General features: G+C 30.5%; 21 protein-coding genes. 13 read left to right on the forward strand and 8 right to left on the reverse strand.

Annotated elements, in window-relative coordinates; genetic code table 11:
• Nucleotides 1–124 precede the first annotated feature (124 nt).
• A complete protein-coding gene (locus PLW95_03505) occupies nucleotides 125–259 on the reverse strand; it encodes a hypothetical protein (protein HOV21731.1) in 135 nt (44 codons plus the stop codon).
• A 979-nt stretch (nucleotides 260–1,238) separates the two neighbouring features.
• Here PLW95_03505 and PLW95_03510 point away from each other — a divergent pair.
• From PLW95_03510 to PLW95_03570, 13 genes are all read left to right on the forward strand, one after another.
• Nucleotides 1,239–2,483, forward strand: coding sequence for an MFS transporter (locus PLW95_03510; GenBank protein HOV21732.1), 1,245 nt, complete (start codon nucleotides 1,239–1,241; stop codon nucleotides 2,481–2,483).
• Nucleotides 2,484–2,639: 156 nt separating this feature from the next.
• Nucleotides 2,640–3,824 carry an ABC transporter permease gene (locus PLW95_03515; protein ID HOV21733.1) on the forward strand — a complete coding sequence of 395 codons (1,185 nt, stop codon included), beginning with the start codon at nucleotides 2,640–2,642 and terminating at the stop codon, nucleotides 3,822–3,824.
• Nucleotides 3,817–4,503, forward strand: coding sequence for an ABC transporter ATP-binding protein (locus PLW95_03520; protein HOV21734.1), 687 nt, complete (start codon nucleotides 3,817–3,819; stop codon nucleotides 4,501–4,503). Before PLW95_03515 ends, PLW95_03520 begins: the two co-directional genes overlap by 8 nt.
• Before the next feature lies 1 nt (nucleotide 4,504).
• Nucleotides 4,505–5,383: a branched-chain-amino-acid transaminase gene (ilvE, locus tag PLW95_03525; protein ID HOV21735.1), complete on the forward strand. Its 879-nt coding sequence runs from the start codon at nucleotides 4,505–4,507 to the stop codon at nucleotides 5,381–5,383.
• Nucleotides 5,376–5,627: a hypothetical protein gene (locus tag PLW95_03530; protein ID HOV21736.1), complete on the forward strand. Its 252-nt coding sequence runs from the start codon at nucleotides 5,376–5,378 to the stop codon at nucleotides 5,625–5,627. Before ilvE ends, PLW95_03530 begins: the two co-directional genes overlap by 8 nt.
• Nucleotides 5,608–6,639, forward strand: coding sequence for an ATP--guanido phosphotransferase (locus PLW95_03535; GenBank protein HOV21737.1), 1,032 nt, complete (start codon nucleotides 5,608–5,610; stop codon nucleotides 6,637–6,639). Before PLW95_03530 ends, PLW95_03535 begins: the two co-directional genes overlap by 20 nt.
• Nucleotides 6,640–6,664: 25 nt before the next feature.
• Nucleotides 6,665–9,172 (forward strand): ATP-dependent Clp protease ATP-binding subunit, encoded by a 2,508-nt coding sequence (locus tag PLW95_03540; protein HOV21738.1) that lies wholly within the window; start codon nucleotides 6,665–6,667, stop codon nucleotides 9,170–9,172.
• Nucleotides 9,132–11,360 (forward strand): outer membrane protein assembly factor BamA, encoded by a 2,229-nt coding sequence (bamA, locus tag PLW95_03545; protein HOV21739.1) that lies wholly within the window; start codon nucleotides 9,132–9,134, stop codon nucleotides 11,358–11,360. The genes PLW95_03540 and bamA overlap by 41 nt, the downstream gene beginning before the upstream one ends.
• Before the next feature lie 199 nt (nucleotides 11,361–11,559).
• Nucleotides 11,560–12,075 (forward strand): OmpH family outer membrane protein, encoded by a 516-nt coding sequence (locus PLW95_03550; GenBank protein HOV21740.1) that lies wholly within the window; start codon nucleotides 11,560–11,562, stop codon nucleotides 12,073–12,075.
• 6 nt (nucleotides 12,076–12,081) lie between these two features.
• A complete protein-coding gene (gene lpxD, locus PLW95_03555) occupies nucleotides 12,082–13,149 on the forward strand; it encodes a UDP-3-O-(3-hydroxymyristoyl)glucosamine N-acyltransferase (protein HOV21741.1) in 1,068 nt (355 codons plus the stop codon).
• Nucleotides 13,121–14,446, forward strand: a complete 1,326-nt coding sequence (locus PLW95_03560; protein ID HOV21742.1) for a bifunctional UDP-3-O-[3-hydroxymyristoyl] N-acetylglucosamine deacetylase/3-hydroxyacyl-ACP dehydratase — start codon at nucleotides 13,121–13,123, stop codon at nucleotides 14,444–14,446. Before lpxD ends, PLW95_03560 begins: the two co-directional genes overlap by 29 nt.
• Nucleotides 14,447–14,725: 279 nt before the next feature.
• Entirely contained in the window at nucleotides 14,726–15,496 is a 771-nt protein-coding gene (gene lpxA, locus PLW95_03565) for an acyl-ACP--UDP-N-acetylglucosamine O-acyltransferase (protein HOV21743.1), read from the forward strand.
• On the forward strand, nucleotides 15,493–16,263 hold the full coding sequence (locus PLW95_03570; protein ID HOV21744.1) for an LpxI family protein: 771 nt from the start codon (nucleotides 15,493–15,495) through the stop codon (nucleotides 16,261–16,263). Before lpxA ends, PLW95_03570 begins: the two co-directional genes overlap by 4 nt.
• 40 nt (nucleotides 16,264–16,303) lie before the next feature.
• On the opposite strand, the gene PLW95_03575 is transcribed toward PLW95_03570, so the two are convergent.
• From PLW95_03575 to fusA, 7 genes are all read right to left on the reverse strand, one after another.
• Complete coding sequence (locus tag PLW95_03575; GenBank protein ID HOV21745.1) at nucleotides 16,304–17,554, reverse strand: Glu/Leu/Phe/Val dehydrogenase; 1,251 nt, start codon at nucleotides 17,552–17,554, stop codon at nucleotides 16,304–16,306.
• Nucleotides 17,555–17,737: 183 nt separating this feature from the next.
• A complete protein-coding gene (ruvB, locus tag PLW95_03580; GenBank protein ID HOV21746.1) occupies nucleotides 17,738–18,751 on the reverse strand; it encodes a Holliday junction branch migration DNA helicase RuvB in 1,014 nt (337 codons plus the stop codon).
• A 1-nt stretch (nucleotide 18,752) separates the two neighbouring features.
• Nucleotides 18,753–19,346, reverse strand: coding sequence for a Holliday junction branch migration protein RuvA (gene ruvA / locus PLW95_03585; GenBank protein HOV21747.1), 594 nt, complete (start codon nucleotides 19,344–19,346; stop codon nucleotides 18,753–18,755).
• On the reverse strand, nucleotides 19,315–19,815 hold the full coding sequence (gene ruvC, locus PLW95_03590) for a crossover junction endodeoxyribonuclease RuvC (GenBank protein HOV21748.1): 501 nt from the start codon (nucleotides 19,813–19,815) through the stop codon (nucleotides 19,315–19,317). Before ruvC ends, ruvA begins: the two co-directional genes overlap by 32 nt.
• A gap of 2 nt (nucleotides 19,816–19,817) precedes the next feature.
• Entirely contained in the window at nucleotides 19,818–20,567 is a 750-nt protein-coding gene (locus PLW95_03595) for a YebC/PmpR family DNA-binding transcriptional regulator (GenBank protein ID HOV21749.1), read from the reverse strand.
• Nucleotides 20,564–21,100, reverse strand: coding sequence for a bifunctional nuclease family protein (locus PLW95_03600; GenBank protein HOV21750.1), 537 nt, complete (start codon nucleotides 21,098–21,100; stop codon nucleotides 20,564–20,566). Before PLW95_03600 ends, PLW95_03595 begins: the two co-directional genes overlap by 4 nt.
• Before the next feature lies 1 nt (nucleotide 21,101).
• Nucleotides 21,102–23,111: an elongation factor G gene (gene fusA / locus PLW95_03605; GenBank protein ID HOV21751.1), complete on the reverse strand. Its 2,010-nt coding sequence runs from the start codon at nucleotides 23,109–23,111 to the stop codon at nucleotides 21,102–21,104.
• Nucleotides 23,112–23,137: the final 26 nt, after the last annotated feature.

A 23,137-nucleotide genomic window follows, 5' to 3' on the forward strand; every position in this document is an offset into this window, starting at 1 on the left:
CTGTTCTTACAAGGCGTATTCTTATAGCCATAATTAACTCCTTTTATATTTTTCTGCTTTTTTTTACAAGGTAAATTATACACAAAAATTAAAATACTTTCAATACCATAATTTCCTGATATTTCTAATGATTTTCCTTTTCAATTTCTTCAATTGCTTCTTCTATTACACTACATCCTTCTTTTATTGCTTCTTCTATTATAAGTGGAGGGCAAATTTTTATTGCTGATGATTGATAACCAACAGGAGAAAAAAACAAAAGCCCTTTTTCATAGCATCTTTTAACAATTTCAAATGCTTTATCAGTGTCTGGTTCTTCTGTCCCATTTTTTTAATTTTACCACTACTCAAAAACAATATTAGAATATAAGGACTTATCCGAATTTATTTAAGGGTTTAAATTAAAATATTATGAGTTTAAAGTATAACATTTTTAAAAGTTTGTCAATAATTAAATTTCTTTATATAATAACATTTTTTAGGGGAAAAGAGGTAGTGTCAAAAAATAGATGAAAAAAAAAGATGAAAAGGAAAATCCATCCCTTCCTTCCCTTGTCAAGGGAAGGAGTATTTTCCCCCTTTGACAAACCGACTAAAGTAGCAGAGGTTAGCAGGGCAGAGTTGGTGTGTCATCCCCCACTTTGAAAAAGGGGGGTTAGGGGGGATTTTCAGATAGCACAACGTGGAAAGAGGGGGATTTGAAGGGGGATTTTCGTCCTTCTCCCTGTTGGGGAGAAGGCTCGCCCGTAGGGTCCTCGCTTTTGGCTACGGATTCTAAACTACGCCCGAGGGTGGGGATGAGGGGGGATTTGATTTCTCCTTTTATAAAACCGACTAAAGTTGCTTACCTTGTTTCTCAGAGTTGGTGCTTAGCGTTTTTCAGCAAGCACAACTGCTACCGACTAAGGAAGCGGGGAGTAGCAAAGCAGAGTTGGTGTTTCATCCCCCACTTTGAAAAAGGGGGGTTAGGGGGGATTTTCAGATAGCACAACGGAGATTGAGAGGGATTTTATAAAGAGGGGTAAGGCTCGCCCGTTGGGTTCTCACTTTTGGCTACGGATCCTTCGGACTGCGCCCAGAGGGGGAGATTTCAAAAGGAGAGGGGTTAAAGAAGGAAGAGAAGCAGAAAAAAAGGGGAAGGGATATAAAGACATATAAAAACCTTAAAAGACAAAGAAAGGCATTATAAAAGCTCGTAGCCATTTTGGCAGTACCGAAAAGAATAAAAAGGGTTAAAAATGAAAAAAATGAGTTCTGTTGGATTGTTTCTTCTTCTTAATAGCGTATATTTTTTTTCATATTTCCAGAGAGTAGGGATACCAGGTACTATATTCAATGAATTACAATCCACTTTCTCTATTTCTGCTACTACCATTGTGGGTTTAGGTTCTCTTACATTTTTTGTTTATGGGTTAATGCAGATTTTTAGTGGTGTGTTATCTGACAGATTTGGTGGTTTTAAGACATTTCTTATAGGTGCTTTTCTTTTAAGTGTCAGTTCTATTTTATTTTCCTTTTCTCATTCTGTTTCTATGTTATTTACAACAAGAGCAATAGTAGGTTTCAGTGCTGGTTTTATATACATTAGTTTGATAAAAATCCTAACGACAATTTATCCAGAAAAGAAGTTCCCTTTTTATCTTGGTATAACATTAGTACTTGGTTATTCAGGAGGTATCTTTGCCACATATCCTCTTGAACGACTTGTTAGTTATTTAGGATGGAGAAATTCTTTATTCCTAATTGGGATTATCTGTTCAATTTGTACTATTATCTGTTTTTCTGTATTTAGAATATCAGGTACACCATCTACAAAAAAGCAGACATTTTCATTACCACTTCTTATGGGTGTTTTAAAAAATACCCGTTCTCTTCCTTTATTTATTTCAAGCCCTATAAATTTTGGAATTTATTTTCTTTTTCAATCCACAATTGGTAAAAAATTTCTTCAGGATTTCTGTGCTTTTTCTTCATCTGATGCTTCGTTATTTACCTTTATTATGATGATAACAAATACTGTTTTCACTTTTGTTTCAAGTTATACATCCGGACTTACTGGAAAACGTCGCTCTATTATAACATCTGCCACTTTTATTACATTAACAGCCCTTTTAATTCTTTTTTTAAACCTTTCTTTTCTGAATAAAAAAGGGTTGTTTTTAGTATCATATATTTTACTTGCAATTGGAGCAGCAGCAGGACCAGTTTATACAACAACAATGAAGGAGAGTAATGCTATAAGTATTGCTGCGACCTCTGTGGGGTTACTCAATACCATTTCCTATCTTTTTATTGGTTTTCTTGGCTGGTGTACAGGATTTATTCTTGACCATTTTAGAAATGCTTCTGTGGAAAAAGAGGGGATAATTATATATCCACCTTCTGCTTATAGGGCAATTTTTCTTTTCTGTATTATACTTGCAGTTTGTTCTTTTCTTGTCTCTTTATTGATAAAAGATAAACATACAAAAATTATGCAATAGTTCTTAATCACAATAAAATTATTTATTAGCATATTCTTATCTGTTTTTTCACAGTGAAAAATTTGAAAACATAAATAATGTATTTTCATATACTTTTTTTTACACAATTGATGAATTTTTGTAATGTGGTAAGTTTTCAGGTATAATTGTTGCATTATGGGGTCTTATAATTTTTTTCTATCTAAAAAATTTTTAAGCAGGAAAAAAGATGACCATTTTTTATGGTTTATAAACTTTTTTTCAATTGCTGGAATTGCAATTGGTGTTATTGCTCTTATTCTTGTTATTGGAGTAATGAACGGTTTTTCAAATGACCTTAAAAAAAAGATAATAGGTGCAAATCCTGTAATTACAATAGAAGGTAGACCATCTATTTATGATTACCAAAATATAATTAAAAAAATAAAAGAAAATGTTGAAGAAGTTGAAGGAATTTCCCCTTTTATTTCAACTCAGGTAATTTATAAGTCAGACAATTATATGCTTGGAGGTATTTTAAAAGGGATTGAAAGTGATACAGAGAAAGATGTTACAAATTTAGAAAAGTTTATTGTTAAAGGGAAATATAGTGATATTGAAAATGGAATAATTTTAGGGAAAGAATTAGCAAAGGAATTAGAAGTTGTGCCTGGTGATAATGTCTGGATTATTGTAGGACTTATTCCTAAACAAATGTGTTTTAAGGTAGTCGGGATTTTTGACTATGGGATTTATAGTTTTGATGTTTCAACTGGCTTTGTCTCATTAAAAAATTTAATGGATTTTTTAAACATAAATTCAGTTCATGGAATTGGTATAAAAATAGATAATATTTACAATTCAAAAGAAACCGCTGAAAAAATAAAAAAAGTCATAGCAGAAGAATATTCTGTTTCTACATGGATTGAAAAAAATAAAATTTTATTTTCTGCTCTTGCCCTTGAAAAAAAAGCGATGGCAATAATTTTAAGTTTAATTATAATTGTTGCTTCTTTTAATATTGCTTCAACATTGATGATTTCTGTGTATAAAAAGGTTAAAGATATTGGAATACTAAAAGCAATTGGGCTAACTCGTTGGGAAATAAAGAAAATATTTTTTTATCAGGGATTGATATTGGGAGTTAAAGGGCTTTTTTCAGGGCTTGTTATTGGTCTTTCCCTGTCTTTTATTGTTAAAAAATATCAATTTATAAAAATTCCTGAATTTGTATATGACCTTTCTCATCTTCCAATTGAGATTTCAGTTATGGATATTTTATGGATATGTATTTTGGTTCTAGTAATTGTGAGTTTTGCAAGTATTTATCCTTCAACAAGAGCAGCAAAGTTAAATCCTGCTGAGGCAATAAGAAATGAATAAAATAAAAAGTGAAAATATAACAAAAGTTTATAGTGAAAATGTAGTTGCAATTGAAAATGTGAATATAGAAATAGAAGAAAAGGAAATAGTTGTAATTTTTGGTCCATCTGGTTCTGGTAAAACAACACTTTTAAATATTTTTGGTCTTCTTGATAAACCTACAAAAGGGAATTTATTTTTTAATGGAGAATTATTAAACAATATTGGGGAAAGACAAGCAGCAGAAATAAGAAATAAAAAATTTGGATTTATTTTTCAGTTTTTTTATCTATTACCAGAACTTACAGTTGTTGAAAATGTAATGTTGCCTTTATGGATAAAAGAAAAAAACAAAGGGGTAAAAAAATATTATAAAAAGGCAGAGGAATTACTTGAAAAATTTGGTTTATTGAAAAGGAGGGATTTTTATCCAACACAACTTTCAGGAGGAGAAAATCAAAGAGTTGCAATATGCAGAAGTTTAATATGCCAGCCAGAAGTTATATTTGCAGATGAACCAACTGGAAGTATTGATAAGTTTTCAGCAGAAATTTTTTTCAATTTCATTATAAATTTAAATAAAGAAAAATATACAACTTTTGTTATTGCAACACATAATGAGAACTTTTTACAAATTGCTTCAAAAGTTGTATATTTAAAAGAAGGTAAAATAGAAAAAATCGAAAAAAGGAGTAGATAAAATGGGACTTACGATATATTTAAATGGGAAATTTGTCTCAGAAGAAGAAGCAAAAGTTTCTGTTTTTGACCATGGACTTCTTTATGGAGATGGTGTTTTTGAAGGTATAAGAAGTTATAATGGTAAAATTTTTAAGCTTGATGAGCATCTTAAACGACTTTATAATTCAGCAAAAGCAATATTACTGGAAATTCCTCTTGAATTTTCAGAACTTAAAGAAGCAACAATCCAAACTGTGAGAACAAATAAATTAAAAGATAGTTATATAAGAATAGTTGTTACAAGAGGAGTTGGGGACCTTGGACTTGACCCGAATAAATGTAAAATCCCTACTCTTTTTATAATTGCAAGCAAAATTCAGTTATATCCAGAAGTTGTTTATGAAAAAGGAATTGATGTAGTTGCAGTTGCAACAAGAAGAAATGCCAATGAATCAATAAATCCAGCAATAAAGTCGCTGAATTACTTAAATAATATATTGGCAAAAATTGAAGCAAATAATGCAGGAGCAACAGAAGGAATTATTTTAAATCAGGATGGATTTGTTTCAGAAGGCACTGGTGAAAACATATTTATTGTTAAAGGAGATACTCTTTCTACGCCACCCGTATCAGTTGGAACATTAGAAGGTATAACAAGAGATATTGTTATGGAATTGGGTAAAAATATTGGTTTAAAAGTTAAAGAAGATAACATTACAAGATATGATATTTATACATGTGAAGAAATGTTTTTAACTGGAACTGCTGCTGAGATTGTTCCTGTTGTTAAAGTTGATGGCAGAATTATTGGCTCTGCTAAACCAGGAAAAATAACAAAAAAAATAAGAGATGAATTTATAAATTTAACTCAAGTTGAAGGTGTGCCTGTTTATGAATAGTAAAAAAGATGTCTTTGTAGTTTATTTAAATAATAAAAGAATAACAAAAAAGAAATATAATAAGGATAAAATTTGTCCTTTTTGTGGTTATCATTATTCTGATTTTAAAAAAATTGGGTTTTTAGGATGTCCAGAATGCTATAATGCCTTTTATCCTGAAATAATTAAATTTCTTAAAAAAATTCATAGAAGTATTGAGTATAAAGGTAAAATTCCTGAAAAGTATGAAGATAGAAAATGTTAATTTGCTTTCATCAAATATTATTGAAGAAAAAACAAGATGGGTTTTTGAAAAAATTTCTTTTAATAATGTTATTACTTCACGAGTAAGAATGGCAAGAAATTTAAATAATTATCCATTTCCTCATAATATGACTTTTTCAGAAGCAAAAGAAGTAGAAAATGTTGTTTTGAAGAAAATTCTCAGTTATCCTTATGATGAAATTTTTTTAATAAGGACTGACCAGATAGATAAAAAAGAAAAACAAATACTTATTGAAAGAAGAATAATAAGTAATGATTTGATAGAAAATTCTGTCCCTTCATCTGTTGCGATTTTACCGAACGAAAGAGTTTCTATTATGGTTAATGAAGAAGACCATTTAAGAATTCAGAGTATTCAACCGGGTCTTAATTTGAAAGAAGGACTTAAAAAAGTTAATAAAATAGATAATTTCCTTCAACAGGAAATTGAATATGCATTTTCTCAAAAAATTGGTTATCTCACTGCCTGTCCTACAAATATTGGTACAGGAATAAGAGGTTCAGTTCTTATACATTTACCTGCATTATCAATTTTAAAAATTACTTCCGAGATTTTTTCAGCAATAGAAAATATAGGTATAATGGTAAGGGGTTTTTATGGAGAAGGTTCAAAGCCATTGGGTAATATTTTCCAAATTACGACAAAAGAAACATCAGGAAAAAGAGGAAAACAAATTATAGAAGAATTAGAAGTTATCGTTAATATAATTTTACAGGAAGAAGAAAAAGCAGTTGAAAGATTGAGAAAAATGAAAAGAATAAGAGAAAAAATAAATAAAAAAATTAGAGAAATTGATAAATATAAAAGTATAAATAAAGAAAAATTCCTTTATTTTTTTTCTCTTATGTATTTAGGGAAAAAACTTGATATTCTTAATATAGACGATGAAATTTTTCATAACTTATTTATATGGATTTTAAATTCTTCTTTAAAATTTACTGAGAAAAAAATTTCCATTTCAAAAAATGTGTTAAAAGAGGTAAAATTATAAAAAGAAAAGAAGGAGGATTTAAAAAATGTTTGAAAGATTTACAAGAAGGGTAAGAACAATAATTGACTTAGCAAGGAAAAAAGCAGTAAATTATGGAAATAACGAAATAGAACCAGAGCATATTTTTTTAGCAATGATTGAAGAAGGGCAGGGAGTTGGAATTTCAATACTTCACCATTTTGGAGTAGACCTTAATAAAGTAAAAAATGAAATAGAAAGATATATGAAAATCGGGATTGTCAGTTATGTTAGAGAACTCCCTTTAAGTCAACAGTCAAAAAAAGTTTTAGAACTATCTTTTAGAGAAGCACAATTTTTAGGACATAATTATATAGGGACTGAACATCTGCTTTTGGGATTAGTGGCAGACACAGAAACAATTCCCTCAAAAATTTTAAGAAGAGATGGTATAAGTTTAGACCGCCTCAGACGAACATTTGAACAAATGCTTACTGATGGTGGACAACTTGCAGCAGAGAATAGTTTTGGAGAAAACAGATATAGACAACAATATTCAACAGGTAGAAAAAGTAAAACACCTGCATTGGATACATTTGGGAAGGATTTAACAAAGGAGGTATTGGAAGGGAAATTAGACCCGGTTATAGGAAGAGAAAAAGAAATTTTAAGAGTAATTCAGATTCTTTGTAGAAGGAAGAAAAATAATCCAGTATTACTTGGAGACCCTGGAGTTGGTAAGACCGCTATTGTTGAAGGACTGTCTCATATGATTGCCTCAGGGAAAGCCCCTGACATTTTAAAAGATAAAAGAATAATTATGCTGGACTTACCCTCAATGGTTGCAGGGACAAAATATAGAGGAGAATTTGAACAAAGAGTAAAAACAGTTCTTGATGAAATTAAGAATTCAAATAATATAATAATTTTTATAGATGAACTTCATACACTTGTTGGAGCAGGTGGTGCTGAAGGGGCAATTGACGCATCAAATATTTTAAAACCCCCTCTTTCAAGGGGTGAAATACAATGTATTGGAGCAACAACTCTTGATGAATACAGGAAATATATTGAAAAAGATGGAGCGCTTGAAAGGAGATTTCAACCAGTTTTTGTAAGCCCCCCAACAGTGAGTGAAACAATAGATATACTTAATGGGTTAAAAGGAAAATATGAAGCACATCATAATCTTAAAATTACTGATGAAACAATTGAAACAGCAGTTAAATTAAGTGAGAAATATATAAATGGAAGAAATTTACCTGATAAAGCAATAGACCTTCTTGATGAAGCAATGAGTCAGTTAAGAGTTAAACTTTTTAATCCACCAGAAGAAATAGAAAAATTAGAAAAAGAAATAACCGAGGTAACAAAAAAGAAAGAAGAGGCAATAAACAAACAGAATTATGAAAAAGCAGCAATCATAAGAGATAATGAAAGAGAATTAAAAAATAAACTTGACTATTTAAAAGAAAACTGGCAAAAATTAATTCCTGAAGAAAAGAGAATAGTTACTCCAGAGTCCATAGCAGATGTTGTTTCTCAATGGACAGGAATACCTGTTTATAAATTACGCAAAGAAGAGAAAGATAAACTTCTTGAAATAGAAAGTGCTATCCATAAAAAAGTTATAGGGCAGCAAGAAGCAATATCTGCTATAAGCAGGGCGATAAGAAGGTCAAGAGCAGGGCTCAAGGATTCAAGAAAACCAATAGGCAGTTTCCTCTTTTTAGGACCAACAGGTGTTGGTAAAACACTTCTTGCAAGAGTACTTGCAGAATTTCTTTTTGGGGATGAACAGGCACTTATTCAAATTGATATGAGCGAATATATGGAAAAATTTTCAGTAAGCCGACTTATTGGTGCTCCTCCTGGATATGTTGGATATGAGGAAGGAGGACAATTAACAGAAAAAGTAAGAAGAAGACCTTATAGTGTAATTCTGTTGGATGAAATTGAAAAAGCACATCCTGATGTTTTTAATCTGTTTTTACAGGTTTTAGAAGATGGTCGTCTTACTGATAGTTTTGGCAGAAGCGTTGATTTTAAAAATACTATTTTAATTATGACATCAAATATAGGGACAAATGTTTTTAAAAACAAAGCAATTATTGGTTTTGGTGAACAGGAAGATGAAATTTCATTTTCATCTCTTAAAGAACAGATTATGGAGAGAGTTAAAAAGACATTTAGACCTGAATTTTTAAATCGGCTTGATGAAATAGTAATTTTCCATCCATTAGAAAAAGAGCATCTTTACTCAATTCTTGAAATTGAACTAAAAGAAGTTGAAGAAAGATTAAAAGAAAATAATATTTCAATTGTGTTAACAGATGAGGCAAAAAATTTTCTTATTGAGAAAGGAACAAATCCTGAATTTGGAGCAAGACCCCTAAGAAGAACAATATCAAGATATTTAGAGGACCCATTATCTGAAGAAATTCTAAAAGATAAATTTCCACCAGATTTAGTTGTAATAGTGTACAGAAAAGGGGAACAACTTTCTTTCCGCTTACAAAAAAAAGGAGAAAAATTTGAGGAAAATCATAATTCCGCTTCTGTTATTCCTACTTAGTTTTTCTGTTTATTCTTTTTCTCAATCATATATTAGAGAAATAAAGTTATCTGGAAATAAAAATGTCAGTGAGGAAAAGATATTTTCTTTAATAAAAACAAAAATAGGTTCTGAATTTAGTGAAGAGGGTATAAGAAACGATATAAAAGTAATATCTCAAACAGGATATTTTAAAAATGTAGGTTATGAATATGAGCAAAAAGAAGATGGTGTATATCTAAAAATTTTATTAGAAGAAAATCCTTCTATTAGAGAAATATATTTTTCAGGGAATAGGGTTTTTAAGAAGAAAAAACTTCTTGAATTTTTAGGAATAAACAAAGGAGATGTTTTTAATGAAGTTAAATTAAAAGAAGGAATTGAGCAGATAAGACAAAATTATATAAAAAAGGGTGTTAATTTAGCTGAAATAAGTTATGAAATAAAACAAGTAGATGAAAAAGTTGATATACATATAAAAATTGATGAAAAAGGTGGAAGGAACTGTATTGGTGAAATTGTTTTTAAAGGGAATAAAAGTTTCTCAAATAAAGAACTCTCAAAATGCATAAAACATAAAAGAAGAAAGATGCCAATTTTCAGGGGAACATTTAAACAAGATGTTCTTGAGAAAGATATTGAAAGTATAAAAAAGTTTTATAAGAAGAATGGATTTTTAGATGTCCAAATTGAAGGGAAAATTATTCCAGTCAGACACTCTCTTATTAAAATTGAATTTGATATTAAAGAGGGAGAAAAATATTTTTTAGGAGATATTGATTTTCAGGGCAATTTGATTTTTGATAAAAACAAATTATTTTCTGCCCTAACTTTAAAAAATAAAGGAGAGGTATTTAATGAAGAAAAGGCACAGGAAAATATAAGAAATATCTTAGATATTTATTATAATAAGGGATATATAAAAGCAAGTGTTACACCAATACCTACAATACAGGATAAATATATAAATATTACTTATTATATAGAACCAGAAAATGTTTATCACGCAGAAGAAATAAAAGTAAAAGGGAATACAAAAACAAAAGATAAAGTTATAAGAAGAGAAGTAGAAATTTACCCGGGAGATATTATAACTGCTAAAAAAATAAAGGAAAGTTGGGAAAACCTTAGAGCCCTCAATTATTTTGATGAGATAAACATATTTCCTGAGTTTACTGAAAAAGAAAGTGCAAATGTTGTTGTTGATGTAAAAGAAAGAGAAAGAACAGGGATATTTATGCTTGGTGGTGGATATAGTAGTGTAGATAATGTTGTTGGTGTAATAAGTATCCAGCAGAATAATTTTGATATTACAAATCCACCTCATTTTATTGGTGGAGGTCAAAGGATTTCTTTAACAACAGAAATAGGAACAGAAGCAGAGAATTTTACATTAAGTTTTACAGAACCATATTTTCTTGACAAACCAATATGGTTCGGACCTGATATTTATAGATTAACTCATGAATGGGATGATTATACAATTGAAAGAACAGGAGGAGATTTAAGAATTGGAAGAAGATGGGAAAAATTTTCTTTTGGAGCTAAATTTTTATCAGAAAAAAACGATTTATCAGATGTAGATATCCCATCAATTAGATATCAAGAGGGTGATTTAACTAAAAATAGTATTAATTTTTCTTTTGTTTATAATAATTTTGATAGCAAGTCATCCCCAACAATTGGAGATAAACTTGATTTAGAAGTTGAATATGCAGGTGGAATTTTAAACGGGGATATTGATTTCATAAAACCAACAATAGAAAATAATTATTATCATCCATTAGGGAGATGGACTTTTCATAGTAGAACATATGCTGGATGGCTCAGTGAAGATATAGAGGATATTCCAATTTATGAAAGGTTTTTTGGTGGTGGTATAGGAACAGTTAGAGGATATGATGAAAGGACTTTATCACCAAAAGATGCACAGGGATATTATGTGGGTGGAAAAACATTATTTGCACAAAATTTAGAAATGATATATCCTTTATACAAAGATATGTTGAAAGGCGTATTGTTTTTTGATATAGGTAATGTTTCAAATAAATGGGATTTTTCTGAATTGAAAAAAGGAGTTGGTGCTGGTATAAAAGTAATTATCCCATTTTTTAATGCTCCAATAGAAGTTTATTATGGATATGCGTTAGATGAAGAACCTGGAGAGGATAAAGGGCAACTTCATATTGGAATGAGTTTTGGTTTTTAGGTAGTGTCAAAAACTTAGATGAAAAATAGATGAAATCGCCCCTCACCCCTTCCCCTCGGGCGTAGTTTAGAATCCGTAGCCAAAAGCGAGGACCCTACGGGCGAGCCTCTCCCCATAGGGGAGAGGGCGAGAGTGAGGGGGAAAATGAACAGATAACAAAAATTTTGGTAGAACCGTAAAACAAGAAAAGGAGAAAAGAATGAAAAAGAAAATTTTGTTTGGTGTAGTTTGTAGTATTTTTTTGTTTTCTATTGTTTCATTTGCAGATATTAAAATTGGATATGTTGATATGCAGAAAATATTTACCAATTATAAAAAAGCAATTGAGAGTGAGGAGACATTTAATAAGGAAGTAGAGACAGAGCAGAAGAAAATAAATGACCTACAGGAAGAAATTAAGAAAATGCAGGCGGAATATGATGCAAAGAAAGATATTTTAAAACCAGATGAAAAAACAAAAAAAGAAGAAGAATTAAAAACAAAAATGGAGGAATTCACAAAGCAGTGGAGTGATGTTAACAAAAAACTTACTGACAGGAACAATGAACTTATTAATCAGAGGTTAGAGGAAATAAAAAAGGTAATAAGTGATTATGGAAAGAAAAATGGATACAGTATAATTATGAATAACATAAACAATCAGATAATTCTTTATGGAGATGAAAAAGGTGATTTAACTGATAAGATAATTGAAGTTTTAAATTCTCAAAAATGAGGAAAAATGAATATGCGAGTAAAAGAAATAGCAGAAATTGTAGGAGGAAAAGTTATAGGTGATGAAAATATTGTTATTACAGGTATTTCAGGCATAAAAGAAGCAGAACCAGGTGATATTACTTTTGTTGCAACTAATAAATATAAAAACTTGCTTAAAACAACAAAGGCATCTGCTGTTCTGGTTTCTCCTGAAATTAACAATACTGTTTCAACAACTTTAATACAGGTAGAAAATCCATCTTTATCTTTTGCAAAAATTATGGAACTTGTTGGAGATGAACCAGTGAAATTTACAGCAGGTATTCATCCCACTGCAATAATTGGAGAAAATGTTAAATTAGGTAGAAATGTTTCTATTCAACCATTTGCTGTGATTGAAGATAATGCAGAAATTGGAGATAATACAGTTATTGGTGCTGCTGTTTATATTGGACATTACACAAAAATAGGGAAGGATGGCTTAATTTATCCCCATGTTATTATAAGAGAAAGGGTAAAAATTGGTGATAGAGTAATTCTTCATCCTGGGACAGTTATTGGTGGAGACGGATTTGGTTTTGCAACTGTTAGAGGAATTCACCATAAAATACCACAGATTGGTACTGTAGAAATTGGGGATGATGTAGAAATTGGTTCAAATGTTACCATAGATAGGGCAAGATTTGATAAAACATACATTGGTAATGGTGTAAAAATTGATAATTTAGTTCAAATTGCTCACAATGTTAAGATAGGAGATAATACAATTGTTGTTGCTCAGGTAGGAATATCAGGAAGCACAGAAATTGGGAAAAATGTCATAATAGCAGGACAGGCAGGTATTATAGGCCACATTACAGTTGGAGATAATGCCATTATTGGTGGAAAAGCAGGAGTGACAAAAGATGTACCGCCTAATACCCATGTTACTGGTTTTCCAGCAAGAGACAAATGGGAAGATATGAGATTCCAGGTTTTTGTAAGAAAGCAACCAGAATTAAACGAAAGAATAAAAAAAATTGAAGAAAAAATAGAAAATTTAAAGAAAATTTTAGAGCATCTTTATGGAGAAGAAATATCAAAAAACGATTGAAAAAGATACCTTTTTAGAAGGAATAGGACTTCATACAGGAGAAAAAGCAAGAGTTATTTTTAAGCCCGCTTCTGTATCATCTGGTATATTTTTTTTAAGAAAAGATATTGAAAATACAGAACCAATCAGAGCAGATATAACAAACTTACTTGATACTTTAAAATATCCAAGAAGAACATCTATAGGAAATGAGGAAATACAGATTCATACAATTGAACATCTTCTTTCTGCTCTTTATGCTCTTGAAATTGACAATGTTTTCATTGAAATTTATGGTCCTGAATGTCCAGGTCTTGATGGTAGTTCAAAACCATTTGTTGATACAATAAAAAAAGCAGGTGTAAAAACACAGGATGAACTGAAAGATATCTATAAAATTAAAGACCCAATTTATATTTCAAATAATGGTTCTCATATAATTGCTCTTCCTTCGGAAAAACTTAAAATTTCATATACTCTCAGTTATCCATCTACTTGTTTAAAATCACAATTTGCTTCTTATGAAATAAATCCTGAAATTTATGAAAAAGAGATTTCTCCTGCAAGAACTTTTTGTCTTGAAGAAGAAGTAGAAAATTTAAGAGAAATAGGACTTGGAAAAGGGTCTAACTATGAAAATACTCTTGTTATTTCAGAAACAGGACCAATAAATAATAAATTTAGATTTGAAGATGAACCAGTTAGACACAAAATAGATGACCTTATAGGCGATATTGCTTTATTGGGTTATCCAATACAGGCACATATTATAGGAATAAGAAGTGGACATTTACTTAATACAAAACTTGTCCGAAAAATTAAAGAAGTTGTTAAAAAAGAAAAAGCAAGTGCTGTGGTTTCTCCCTCAATTTCTGGTTCTGTTACAGGAGAGGAATTAAACATAGAAGATATAGAAAAAATTATTCCACATCGTTTTCCATTTCTTCTTATTGATAAAATATTAAAAATTGAAGAAAATAAAGCAATAGGAATAAAAAATGTATCTATAAATGAATGGTTTTTTCAAGGACATTTCCCAGGAAAGCCAGTAATGCCAGGTGTTTTAATTGTAGAAGCAATGGCACAGGTAGGCGGAGTTTTAATGTTGAATAAGGAAGAAAATAGAGGTAAATTAGCATATTTTATGAGTATAGATAAAGTAAAATTTAGAAGAGCAATAAAACCAGGAGACCAACTACTTATAGAAGTTGAAATTGCAAAATTAAGAAGTAAAGTAGGGCAAATACAGGGAAGAGCATATATTAATGGGAAAATAGCAGCAGAAGCACTTCTAATGTTTACTGTTGTAGATGCCTGATATAAGATGAAAAAGATACAGTTGACTGCATTGACTAAGAAGTAGCAAGTAGAAAGTAGTAAGATAAAAAAAGATACAAATAAAAAGCGAAATCCCCTTTTATATCCCCCTTTATTAAAGGGGGAATTACTCCTTCCTTTTATAAAGGAAGGATGGGATGGATTTTACTTAACACTTTCTGCCATAGTATATCAAAACTTTCACTGGGGATTAAAATTTTTCTTCTTACTCTCTGCTTACTACTCACTACTGTGAATAAGAATGAGGTTCAATAATAAAATGAAAAAGATACATCCAACTGCAATAATTTCTACAGAGGCAATAATTGAAGATGGGGTTGAAATAGGTCCCTATTCAGTTATAGAAGGGAATGTAAAAATAGGGGAAAGATGTATAATAGGACCACATGTTCAAATATCTGGTTGGACAGAAATTGGGAAGAACTGTAAAATTTTTAAAGGAGCAGTTATTGGAAGCATTCCCCAGGACTTAAAATATAAAGGAGAAAAGACATTTCTTAAAATCGGTGATAATAATATAATAAGAGAATTTGTGACAATAAATCCAGGCACTTCAAAAGGTGAGTGGACAATTATTGGAAATAATAATCTCCTGATGGCGTATTCTCATATAGCACATAATTGTGTTCTTGGTAATAACATTATAATATCCAATGTAGGAACATTAGCAGGACATGTAAAAGTTGATGATTATGCAATTATCGGAGGAATGGTTGGAGTTCACCAGTTTTGTAAAATAGGCAAGCACTCAATAATTGGTGGTTGTTCCAAAGTTACAAAGGATATATTACCTTTTATAATGGCTGATGGGCATCCTGCAATTCCTTGTGGTATAAACACAGTTGGATTAAAAAGAAGAAATTTTGATAAAGAAAAAATTGAATTGATTGAAAGTGCCTATAAAATAATTTTCCGTTCTGGATTTAATATTGGAGAGGCAGTTTTAAAACTTGAAGGAATAAATAAATGTGAAGAAATAAAAGAAATTATTGAATTCATAAAAGCATCAGAAAGAGGCATAGCAAAGTGAAAGAGAAAATTGCTATATTTTTGAGTGATGATGAGTTTTCTAAATATTCTTTCAAAAAATTAAAAAAAAATTTTATTCCTATCCCATTTTCATTTAAAAAATTAAAATTCACAAAAACAAATATCCTATCTCCTTATAACCTTTCTGAAATATTTGACTTTTTAAAAAAAGCGAAAATTAAAAAAATAATTTTAGTTGGTAAAATTCCTGCAACTATTCTATTTGATAAAAAATTTGATTTTCTTGGCAGACAATTATTAACTTCAACATCTAACTGGACAGGAGAAGAAGTATTAAAAAAGGGGATTTCCCTTTTAAAAAATTATGGAATTGAAACAATATCATTAAAAGAATTTTTTAAAGATGAAATTGCAGAAAGAAAAATTTATTGTGGAAATTTAGAAGAGAATGAGAAAAAGGACATAAAAACAGGTATTTCTTTTCTTTTAGATATAGAAAAATATAGATGTGGGCAAAGTATTGTTATAAAAAATGGTATGCTCATATGTCTTGAAGGAATTGAAGGAACTGATGAAATGATAAAAAGAGCAGGAAGGTATTGTTCTGATTTTGTTTTTGTTAAAATTGCCGGGAAGCAAAAAGATGAAAGATTTGACCTACCAGTAATTGGTCCAGATACAGTGAAATTAATTGCAAAAACAAAAGGAAAAGTTATTGCAGTTGAAAGTGGCAAAACAATAATTTTTGACAAAGAAAAAACAATAAATTATTGTAAGAAATTCAATATAACTCTGGTTGGTATATAATATGTCCGACCTCCTTCTGGAGGTCGGACATTCTTTGCCTTTATACCCAACCCCTTGATTTCATTGCTTCTACCACTTTTTTTACAGCAACCATATAAGCAGAAGTTCTTAAACAGATATTATTTTTTATTGCCATACTCATAACATTTTTAAAAGCAGTTGTAATCTGTCTATCTAAATTCTGATAAACTTTTTTTAGTGGCCAATAATATCCACATATGTTTTGAACCCATTCAAAATAGGAAACAATAACTCCTCCGCTATTACACAAAATATCTGGAATTATAGTAACCCCTCTTTCAAAAAGAATTTCATCCGCAGAAGGATTTGTAGGACCATTTGCAAGTTCTGCTATTACTTTACATTTGATATTATTAGCGTTTTTTTCTGTTATTATTCCTTCTAATGAAGACGGGCATAAAATATCAACTTTCAATTCCAATAGCTCTTCATTTGTAATATTTTCTGCATCAGGAAAATCCATTAAAGAATTGTTCTTATATTTATATTCTAATACACCTTTTGGGTCCAAACCATCTTTGTTATAAATTCCTCCTCTTGAATCGCTCACAGCAACAATTTTAGAACCAAAAATTTCTTTCATTAGAATAGCCATGTGAGAACCAGCATTTCCATATCCACTGATAGCAACAGTTGTATTGGATAAGTCCATATTTAAATACTTTGATGCTTCTCTTACACAATAAATTGCTCCTCTTGCAGTTGCATCTTCTCTACCTTGTGAACCACCAATACATATTGGTTTCCCGGTAATGACACCAGGTGAATTAACCCCTTTAATTTTTGAGAATTCATCCATCATCCATCCCATAATTTTGGAATTTGTGTAGACATCAGGAGCAGGAATATCTTTTTCAGGTCCTATCTCATCAGATAATAAGTCAATATATCCTCTACTTAATTTTTCTAATTCCCTATCTGACATATTTCTTGGTTCACATATAACTCCACCTTTACCTCCCCCAAATGGAAGATTGGCAACTGCACATTTCCATGTCATCCAGCAAGACAGTGCTTTTATAGTATCAATTGTCTCATTTGGATGAAACCTTATTCCTCCTTTAAATGGACCTAATGCATTATTGTATTGGACTCTAAAACCTTTAAAGATATTTATATTTCCATTATCCATTTTTACTGGAATTGAAATATGAATTTCTTTCATCGGCACTCTCAAAATACTTTGTATATTGGTATCTAAATTTAATTTTTCAAATGACTTATCTAATTGTTTTTGAGCCATTTGAAAAAGGTTTATTTTCCCTTCCATAATATCCTCCTTATTTTAAAAATAAAAATAATTTTTTGTCCTTCATCATTGAAAGGAAAATAAAAAGAACTTCTTTGTTAGGTAGGCACATCCTTGTGCTTTTAAAATTATACTTTAAATATATATTTCTGTCAACCACTTTACCGGAACCAGGTTCCCGGAACCAGGTTCCTGGAAGAGGGATTAAAAGAGATCATCAGGTGTTTTTTTATCAACTCCTAAATGTTTATATGCTTGGTATGTTGCAACTCGTCCCTGTTGTGTTTTTTTAATAAATCCCTTTCGGACAAGAAAACTTTCATAGACCTCTTCAATTGTTGATGGCTCTTCTCCAACAGCAATTGATATACTTTTTATTCCAACAGGACCACCATTAAATTTTGTTATTATAACTTCAAGAATTTTTTTATCCATTTCATCAAGTCCTTCTTCATCAACATCCATCTGGTTTAATGAATAAACTGCAATTTCTTTATCAATTATTCCTTTTCCTTTAACCTGTGCAAAATCCCTTACTCTTCTTAAAAGACGATTTGCAACTCTTGGTGTTCCTCTTGACCTTTTTGCTATTTCTTTAGTTCCTTCATCTGTTATTTCAATATTTAAAATTTTTGCTGACCTTTTTATAATTTTTTCTATTTCTGAATTTGCATAATAATCAAGACGATGCAATATCCCAAATCTGTTTCTTAAAGGAGAAGTTATAAGTCCCATTCTTGTTGTTGCTCCAATAAATGTAAATGGTTTTATAGGGATTTTTACTGATTTTGCTTTTGGACCTTCACCAATCATTATATCTATAACAAAGTCCTCCATTGCACTATAAAGATATTCTTCAACATTTCTTGAAAGGCGATGTATTTCATCAACAAAAAAAACATCTGAAAATTCTAAATTTGTTAGAATTCCTGCAAGGTCTCCTGCTTTTTCAAGTACAGGTCCTGATGTACTTTTTATATTAACACCCATTTCATTTGCTATTATATAAGCAAGTGTTGTTTTCCCAATTCCAGGAGGCCCATAAAAAAGAACATGGTCTAAAACCTCTTTTCTTTCTTTTGCAGCAGAAATAAAGACTTTTAAATTTTCTTTTATCTTATCCTGTCCTATAAATTCATCAAGAGTTAATGGTCTTAACTTCTGCTCAAATTGTTTATCTTCATTTCCTGCCATTGGAGATGTAATTTCTTTTTCCATCTTATAGTTTTTTTAATGTCTCTCTTATAACTTCCTCTAATGTTAAACTCTTGTTATTAAATTGAGATAATATTTTTTTAACTGATGAAATTGCTTCTGCTCTTTTATATCCTAAAACAGTTAAAGCATCAACTGCATTTGAGAAAAGTTCTCTATCGGTTTTTATACTTTCTACTGATGGAACAAGTTCAATTTTCTCAATTTTTTGTTTCAATTCAACTATCAATCTTTCTCCTGTTTTTTTACCAACTCCTGGGATTTTTGTAAAAAAAGAGGGGTCCTCATTTGATATTGCATTGTATATTTCTTCAACTGATGAGCCAGATAAAATTCTTAAAGCAACTTTTGGTCCTATATTTGGCACTCCAATTAAAAGAAGAAAAAATTCCCTTTCATGATCTGTAGAAAATCCATATAAATTTATATCTTCATCAGCAATTTTCAAAACAGTATAAAGTTTAACATCGTCTCCTGGATTTCCTATATTTTCAGATGTTTGAAGAGATACATTTACAACATATCCTATTCCATCTTTTTCAACAACAACTTTAATTGGATTTTTTTCAACTATCTTTCCATTTATATAATAAATCATTTTCTTCTTTTAAATAAAAGGATGAAATTGCAACTGCAACTGCATCACTCTCATCAACATTTTTAAAATTTTTATATCCAGTTATTGTTTCAACCATAAATTTAACCTGCCCTTTATCAGCGGAACCAATTCCTGTTAAACATTTTTTCACTTCTCTTGGAGGTATTGTCTCAAAATCAATATTATGTCTCATTGCAATTGCCTCAATTATTCCAATTACCTGTCCAATTTTTAAAGCAATTTGAACATTTTTTGCTATGTATATTTCCTCAATTGCAACAAAATCCATATTTGCATTTTCTAAAATTTTTTCAACTTCCTTTGCTATATGTGAAAATTTATCTTTATATTTCAAATTTTTTGGTGGGACTATAAAGCCAGTTGAAATAACAGAAAAACAATTCCCTTTTTTTTCTACAATTCCATAGCCAACTTTCCATATACCCGGGTCAATTCCTAATGTTCTCAATTTTATTTTGAAATTCCTTCAAGGATTTCATCTGGCATATCAAAATTCGCATAAACATTCTGGACATCTTCATTATCTTCAAGTTCATCTAATAGTCGCAATAATTGTTCTGCAGTTTTTCCTTCAACTTTAACAGTATTTTTTGGAATTAGTGTAAAACTTGAACTCTCAATTTCAATATTATTTTCTTCAAGTGCCTTTTTTACCTTTTCAAAATTTTCAGGACTTGTTGTTATTTCGTATACATCTTTTTCTGCCGACATATCCTCAGCGCCACTTTCCAACACAATCTCAAGTAATTTATCTTCTGAACATTTGTCCTTTTTCACAGTAATAAATCCCTTTCTCTCAAATATCCATGCAACACTTCCCTGTCCTCCTAAATTCCCATTATGTCTTGTGAATAAAGACCTTATTTCAGAAGCAGTCCTATTTTTGTTATCAGTAACTGCTTCCATATAAATTGCCACTCCTCCTGGACCATAACCCTCATAATAAACTGTCTCATAATTCATCCCTCCTTCTTCACCAGTCCCTTTTTTTATTGCCCTTTGAATATTATCATTTGGCATGTTATATTCTTTTGCTTTTTCAATTGCAAGCCGCAATCGGGCATTTGATTCAGGATTTGGCCCTCCTGCTTTTGCTGCTACCATTATTTCTTTTATCAATTTAGTAAAAATTTTCCCTCTCTTCTGGTCAGTTGCCATTTTCTTATGCTTTATACTATGCCATTTAGAATGTCCACTCATTTGCCCTCCCCTTTTAGTTTTTCCCAGAAATCTTTTGCAGATATATTTTCAATTAATTTTCTAAATTCTTCTGCTTCTTTTTTATCAATTGGTTTATTAAATTTATTTGAACTAACAAAATCCTGTCCTTCATAATATTTTATAATTTCTGCCTTTTCAAGTAAATTCTCATCAGCATAAATATCAGCACCAAATCTCAAAGCAAGTGCTATCCCATCACTTGGTCTGCAATCAATTGTTTCTGTTTTTCCATTATACTCAATTATTAAATTGGCAAAATAAATATTTTCTTTTATTGAATATATTTCTACTTTTGTAATTTTCCCTCCAAGTATTTCAATGATATTTTTTATAAGGTCGTGTGTTAAGGGTCTCGGAAAAGAACTTTTTTCAAGGACCATAAGAATTGCCTGTGCTTCAAAAATTCCTATTACAATTGGCAAAATTTCATCTTTCTTACTTTTTAAAATCACAATAGGTGAATGTGTAACCAAATTCAAAACAACTCCCTCTACTTCAACTTTTACCATCATATTATTGAACTTTCTCCTTTTCTTTTTTTCTTTCTGCTATAATTTTTTCTGCAATGTAAGAAGGTACTGGTTCATAATGAGAAAAAGATATTGAATAACTCCCTTTCCCGCTTGTGATAGACCTTAATTCATTTGTATAATTTGCCATTTCAGAAAGTGGAACCTGTCCCTTTATTACCTGATTTTTCCCGATGATTGTCATATCTAATACCTTGCCTCTTTTTGCATTTATTGTTCCTATAACATCGCCAACAAATTCCTGTGGGACTCTTATTTCAACATTTACAATTGGTTCAAGTAAAATAGGGCCAGCGTCCTGTACACCTTTTTGTAGAGCCATAGAACCAGCAACCTGAAAAGCAATATCCGATGAGTCAACTGGATGATATGTTCCATCATAAAGAGTAACTCTAAAATCAACCAATGGATAACCAGCCAGAACCCCTTTTTTCATTGCCTGTCTGATACCTTTTTCAACAGAAGGAATATATTGTCTTGGAATTGCACCTCCAAAAATTTTATCAACAAACTCAAAACCACTGCCTCTTGGGAGTGGTTCAATTTTTATAAAACAATGTCCATATTGTCCTCTTCCACCTGTTTGCTTCTTAAATTTTCCTTCTGCATTAACTTCCTTTGTAATGGTCTCTTTATAGGCAATTTTGGGAATTCCTTTTTCAACTTCCACTCCAAACTTATTTTTAAATTTTTTTGTTGTAATTTCAATGTGTAAATCTCCAATACCGGTGAGTAATGTTTCTCCTGTTTCTTCATCTCTAAAAACATTTATTGTTAAATCCTCTTCAACTATTTTATTAAGAGCATTTCCCAATTTATCTTCTGTCCCTTTAATTTTTGGTGTAATTGAGTAAGAAACAGCCCCAGTTGGTATATTGGGCTTTTTAAAAACAATTGGGGATGAAGGGTCAGAAAAGGAGTCAAAAGTTTCTGTCTCCTGTAATTTGGTAACAGTAACAATTTCTCCTGGTAAAACACTTTCTACTGGTTCCTGCTTTTTTCCCATCATTCTATATAACTGCCCAATTCGTTCTTTTATATTTTTTGAAGAATTAAAAATTTGTGAATTTGATTGCAATACACCAGAAAAAACCCTTAAATAAGAAAGACGACCTGCCAATGGGTCAAAGTTTGTTTTTATAACTTTTCCGCTTAATGGAACTTCAGCTTTTCTTTCTCTTTCAATTTCTTTTTCATCAGGACCTATCCCTTTTACAGGGGGCAGTTCATCTGTTGAAGGTAAGTAATTCTGTATAAAATCAAATAATTCTTTTATACCAATTAACTTCAAAGAAGAACCAAAAAGGACAGGCATAATTTCTGCTTTTAAAATTCCCTGTTTTAAACATTTTGAAATTTCTTCCTTTTCTAATTTCCCTTCTTCTAAATATTTTTCCATTACATTATCATCAAGTTCAGCAATAGCATCCATTGTTTTCTGAAAAAGTCCTTTTATATCTTCTTCTACTTGATTTTGTAAAATATTCACTATCTCAAAATTATCTCCCTTTTTTATAGGATATGTAATTAGGGCTAACTTTTTTCCAAAAAATGACTCTATTTCTGACCAGAGAGAATTTAAGTTAATATCAGAAACATCAATTTTATTTACAAATATAAATGAAGGGATATTTTTACCTTTTATTATTTCCCATAATTTTTCAGTTCCAACATCAATACCGATATCACTTCCTATATTTATAACAGCAATATCTACCCCTTCTATACCTGAAATTTGTTCTCCTATAAAATCCATATAACCAGGAGTATCAACAATATAAAAAATATTGTCGTTTTTTTTGAAATATGCCACTGCCAAACTAATACTTATCTGCCGCTCTTTCTCTTCTGCTTCAAAATCAAGGACTGTATTTCCTTGATTGGTAGTTCCCATTCTATCAATAGCACCCGCTTGTAAAAGCAAACTTTCTCCTAATGTTGTTTTTCCTGATTTGCTTTCTCCAAAAAGTCCTATGTTGTAAATTTTTCCCATTTGTTCTCCTCTTTATAAAAGGTCAT

Source organism: bacterium, from assembly GCA_035370465.1.
GTDB lineage: Bacteria > Ratteibacteria > UBA8468 > B48-G9 > JAFGKM01 > JAGGVW01.

Coding starts and splice junctions, on each gene's coding strand:
- fusA (HOV21751.1), bottom strand. CDS start 23,111: ATGGGAAAAATTTACAACATAGGACTTTTTGGAGAAAGCAAATCAGGA.
- PLW95_03550 (HOV21740.1), top strand. CDS start 11,560: ATGAAAAAGAAAATTTTGTTTGGTGTAGTTTGTAGTATTTTTTTGTTT.
- PLW95_03595 (HOV21749.1), bottom strand. CDS start 20,567: ATGAGTGGACATTCTAAATGGCATAGTATAAAGCATAAGAAAATGGCA.
- lpxD (HOV21741.1), top strand. CDS start 12,082: ATGAATATGCGAGTAAAAGAAATAGCAGAAATTGTAGGAGGAAAAGTT.
- PLW95_03575 (HOV21745.1), bottom strand. CDS start 17,554: ATGGAAGGGAAAATAAACCTTTTTCAAATGGCTCAAAAACAATTAGAT.
- PLW95_03535 (HOV21737.1), top strand. CDS start 5,608: ATGAAGATAGAAAATGTTAATTTGCTTTCATCAAATATTATTGAAGAA.
- PLW95_03530 (HOV21736.1), top strand. CDS start 5,376: ATGAATAGTAAAAAAGATGTCTTTGTAGTTTATTTAAATAATAAAAGA.
- ilvE (HOV21735.1), top strand. CDS start 4,505: ATGGGACTTACGATATATTTAAATGGGAAATTTGTCTCAGAAGAAGAA.
- ruvA (HOV21747.1), bottom strand. CDS start 19,346: ATGATTTATTATATAAATGGAAAGATAGTTGAAAAAAATCCAATTAAA.
- lpxA (HOV21743.1), top strand. CDS start 14,726: ATGAAAAAGATACATCCAACTGCAATAATTTCTACAGAGGCAATAATT.
- PLW95_03520 (HOV21734.1), top strand. CDS start 3,817: ATGAATAAAATAAAAAGTGAAAATATAACAAAAGTTTATAGTGAAAAT.
- PLW95_03560 (HOV21742.1), top strand. CDS start 13,121: ATGGAGAAGAAATATCAAAAAACGATTGAAAAAGATACCTTTTTAGAA.
- PLW95_03600 (HOV21750.1), bottom strand. CDS start 21,100: ATGATGGTAAAAGTTGAAGTAGAGGGAGTTGTTTTGAATTTGGTTACA.
- ruvB (HOV21746.1), bottom strand. CDS start 18,751: ATGGAAAAAGAAATTACATCTCCAATGGCAGGAAATGAAGATAAACAA.
- PLW95_03510 (HOV21732.1), top strand. CDS start 1,239: ATGAAAAAAATGAGTTCTGTTGGATTGTTTCTTCTTCTTAATAGCGTA.
- PLW95_03515 (HOV21733.1), top strand. CDS start 2,640: ATGGGGTCTTATAATTTTTTTCTATCTAAAAAATTTTTAAGCAGGAAA.
- PLW95_03540 (HOV21738.1), top strand. CDS start 6,665: ATGTTTGAAAGATTTACAAGAAGGGTAAGAACAATAATTGACTTAGCA.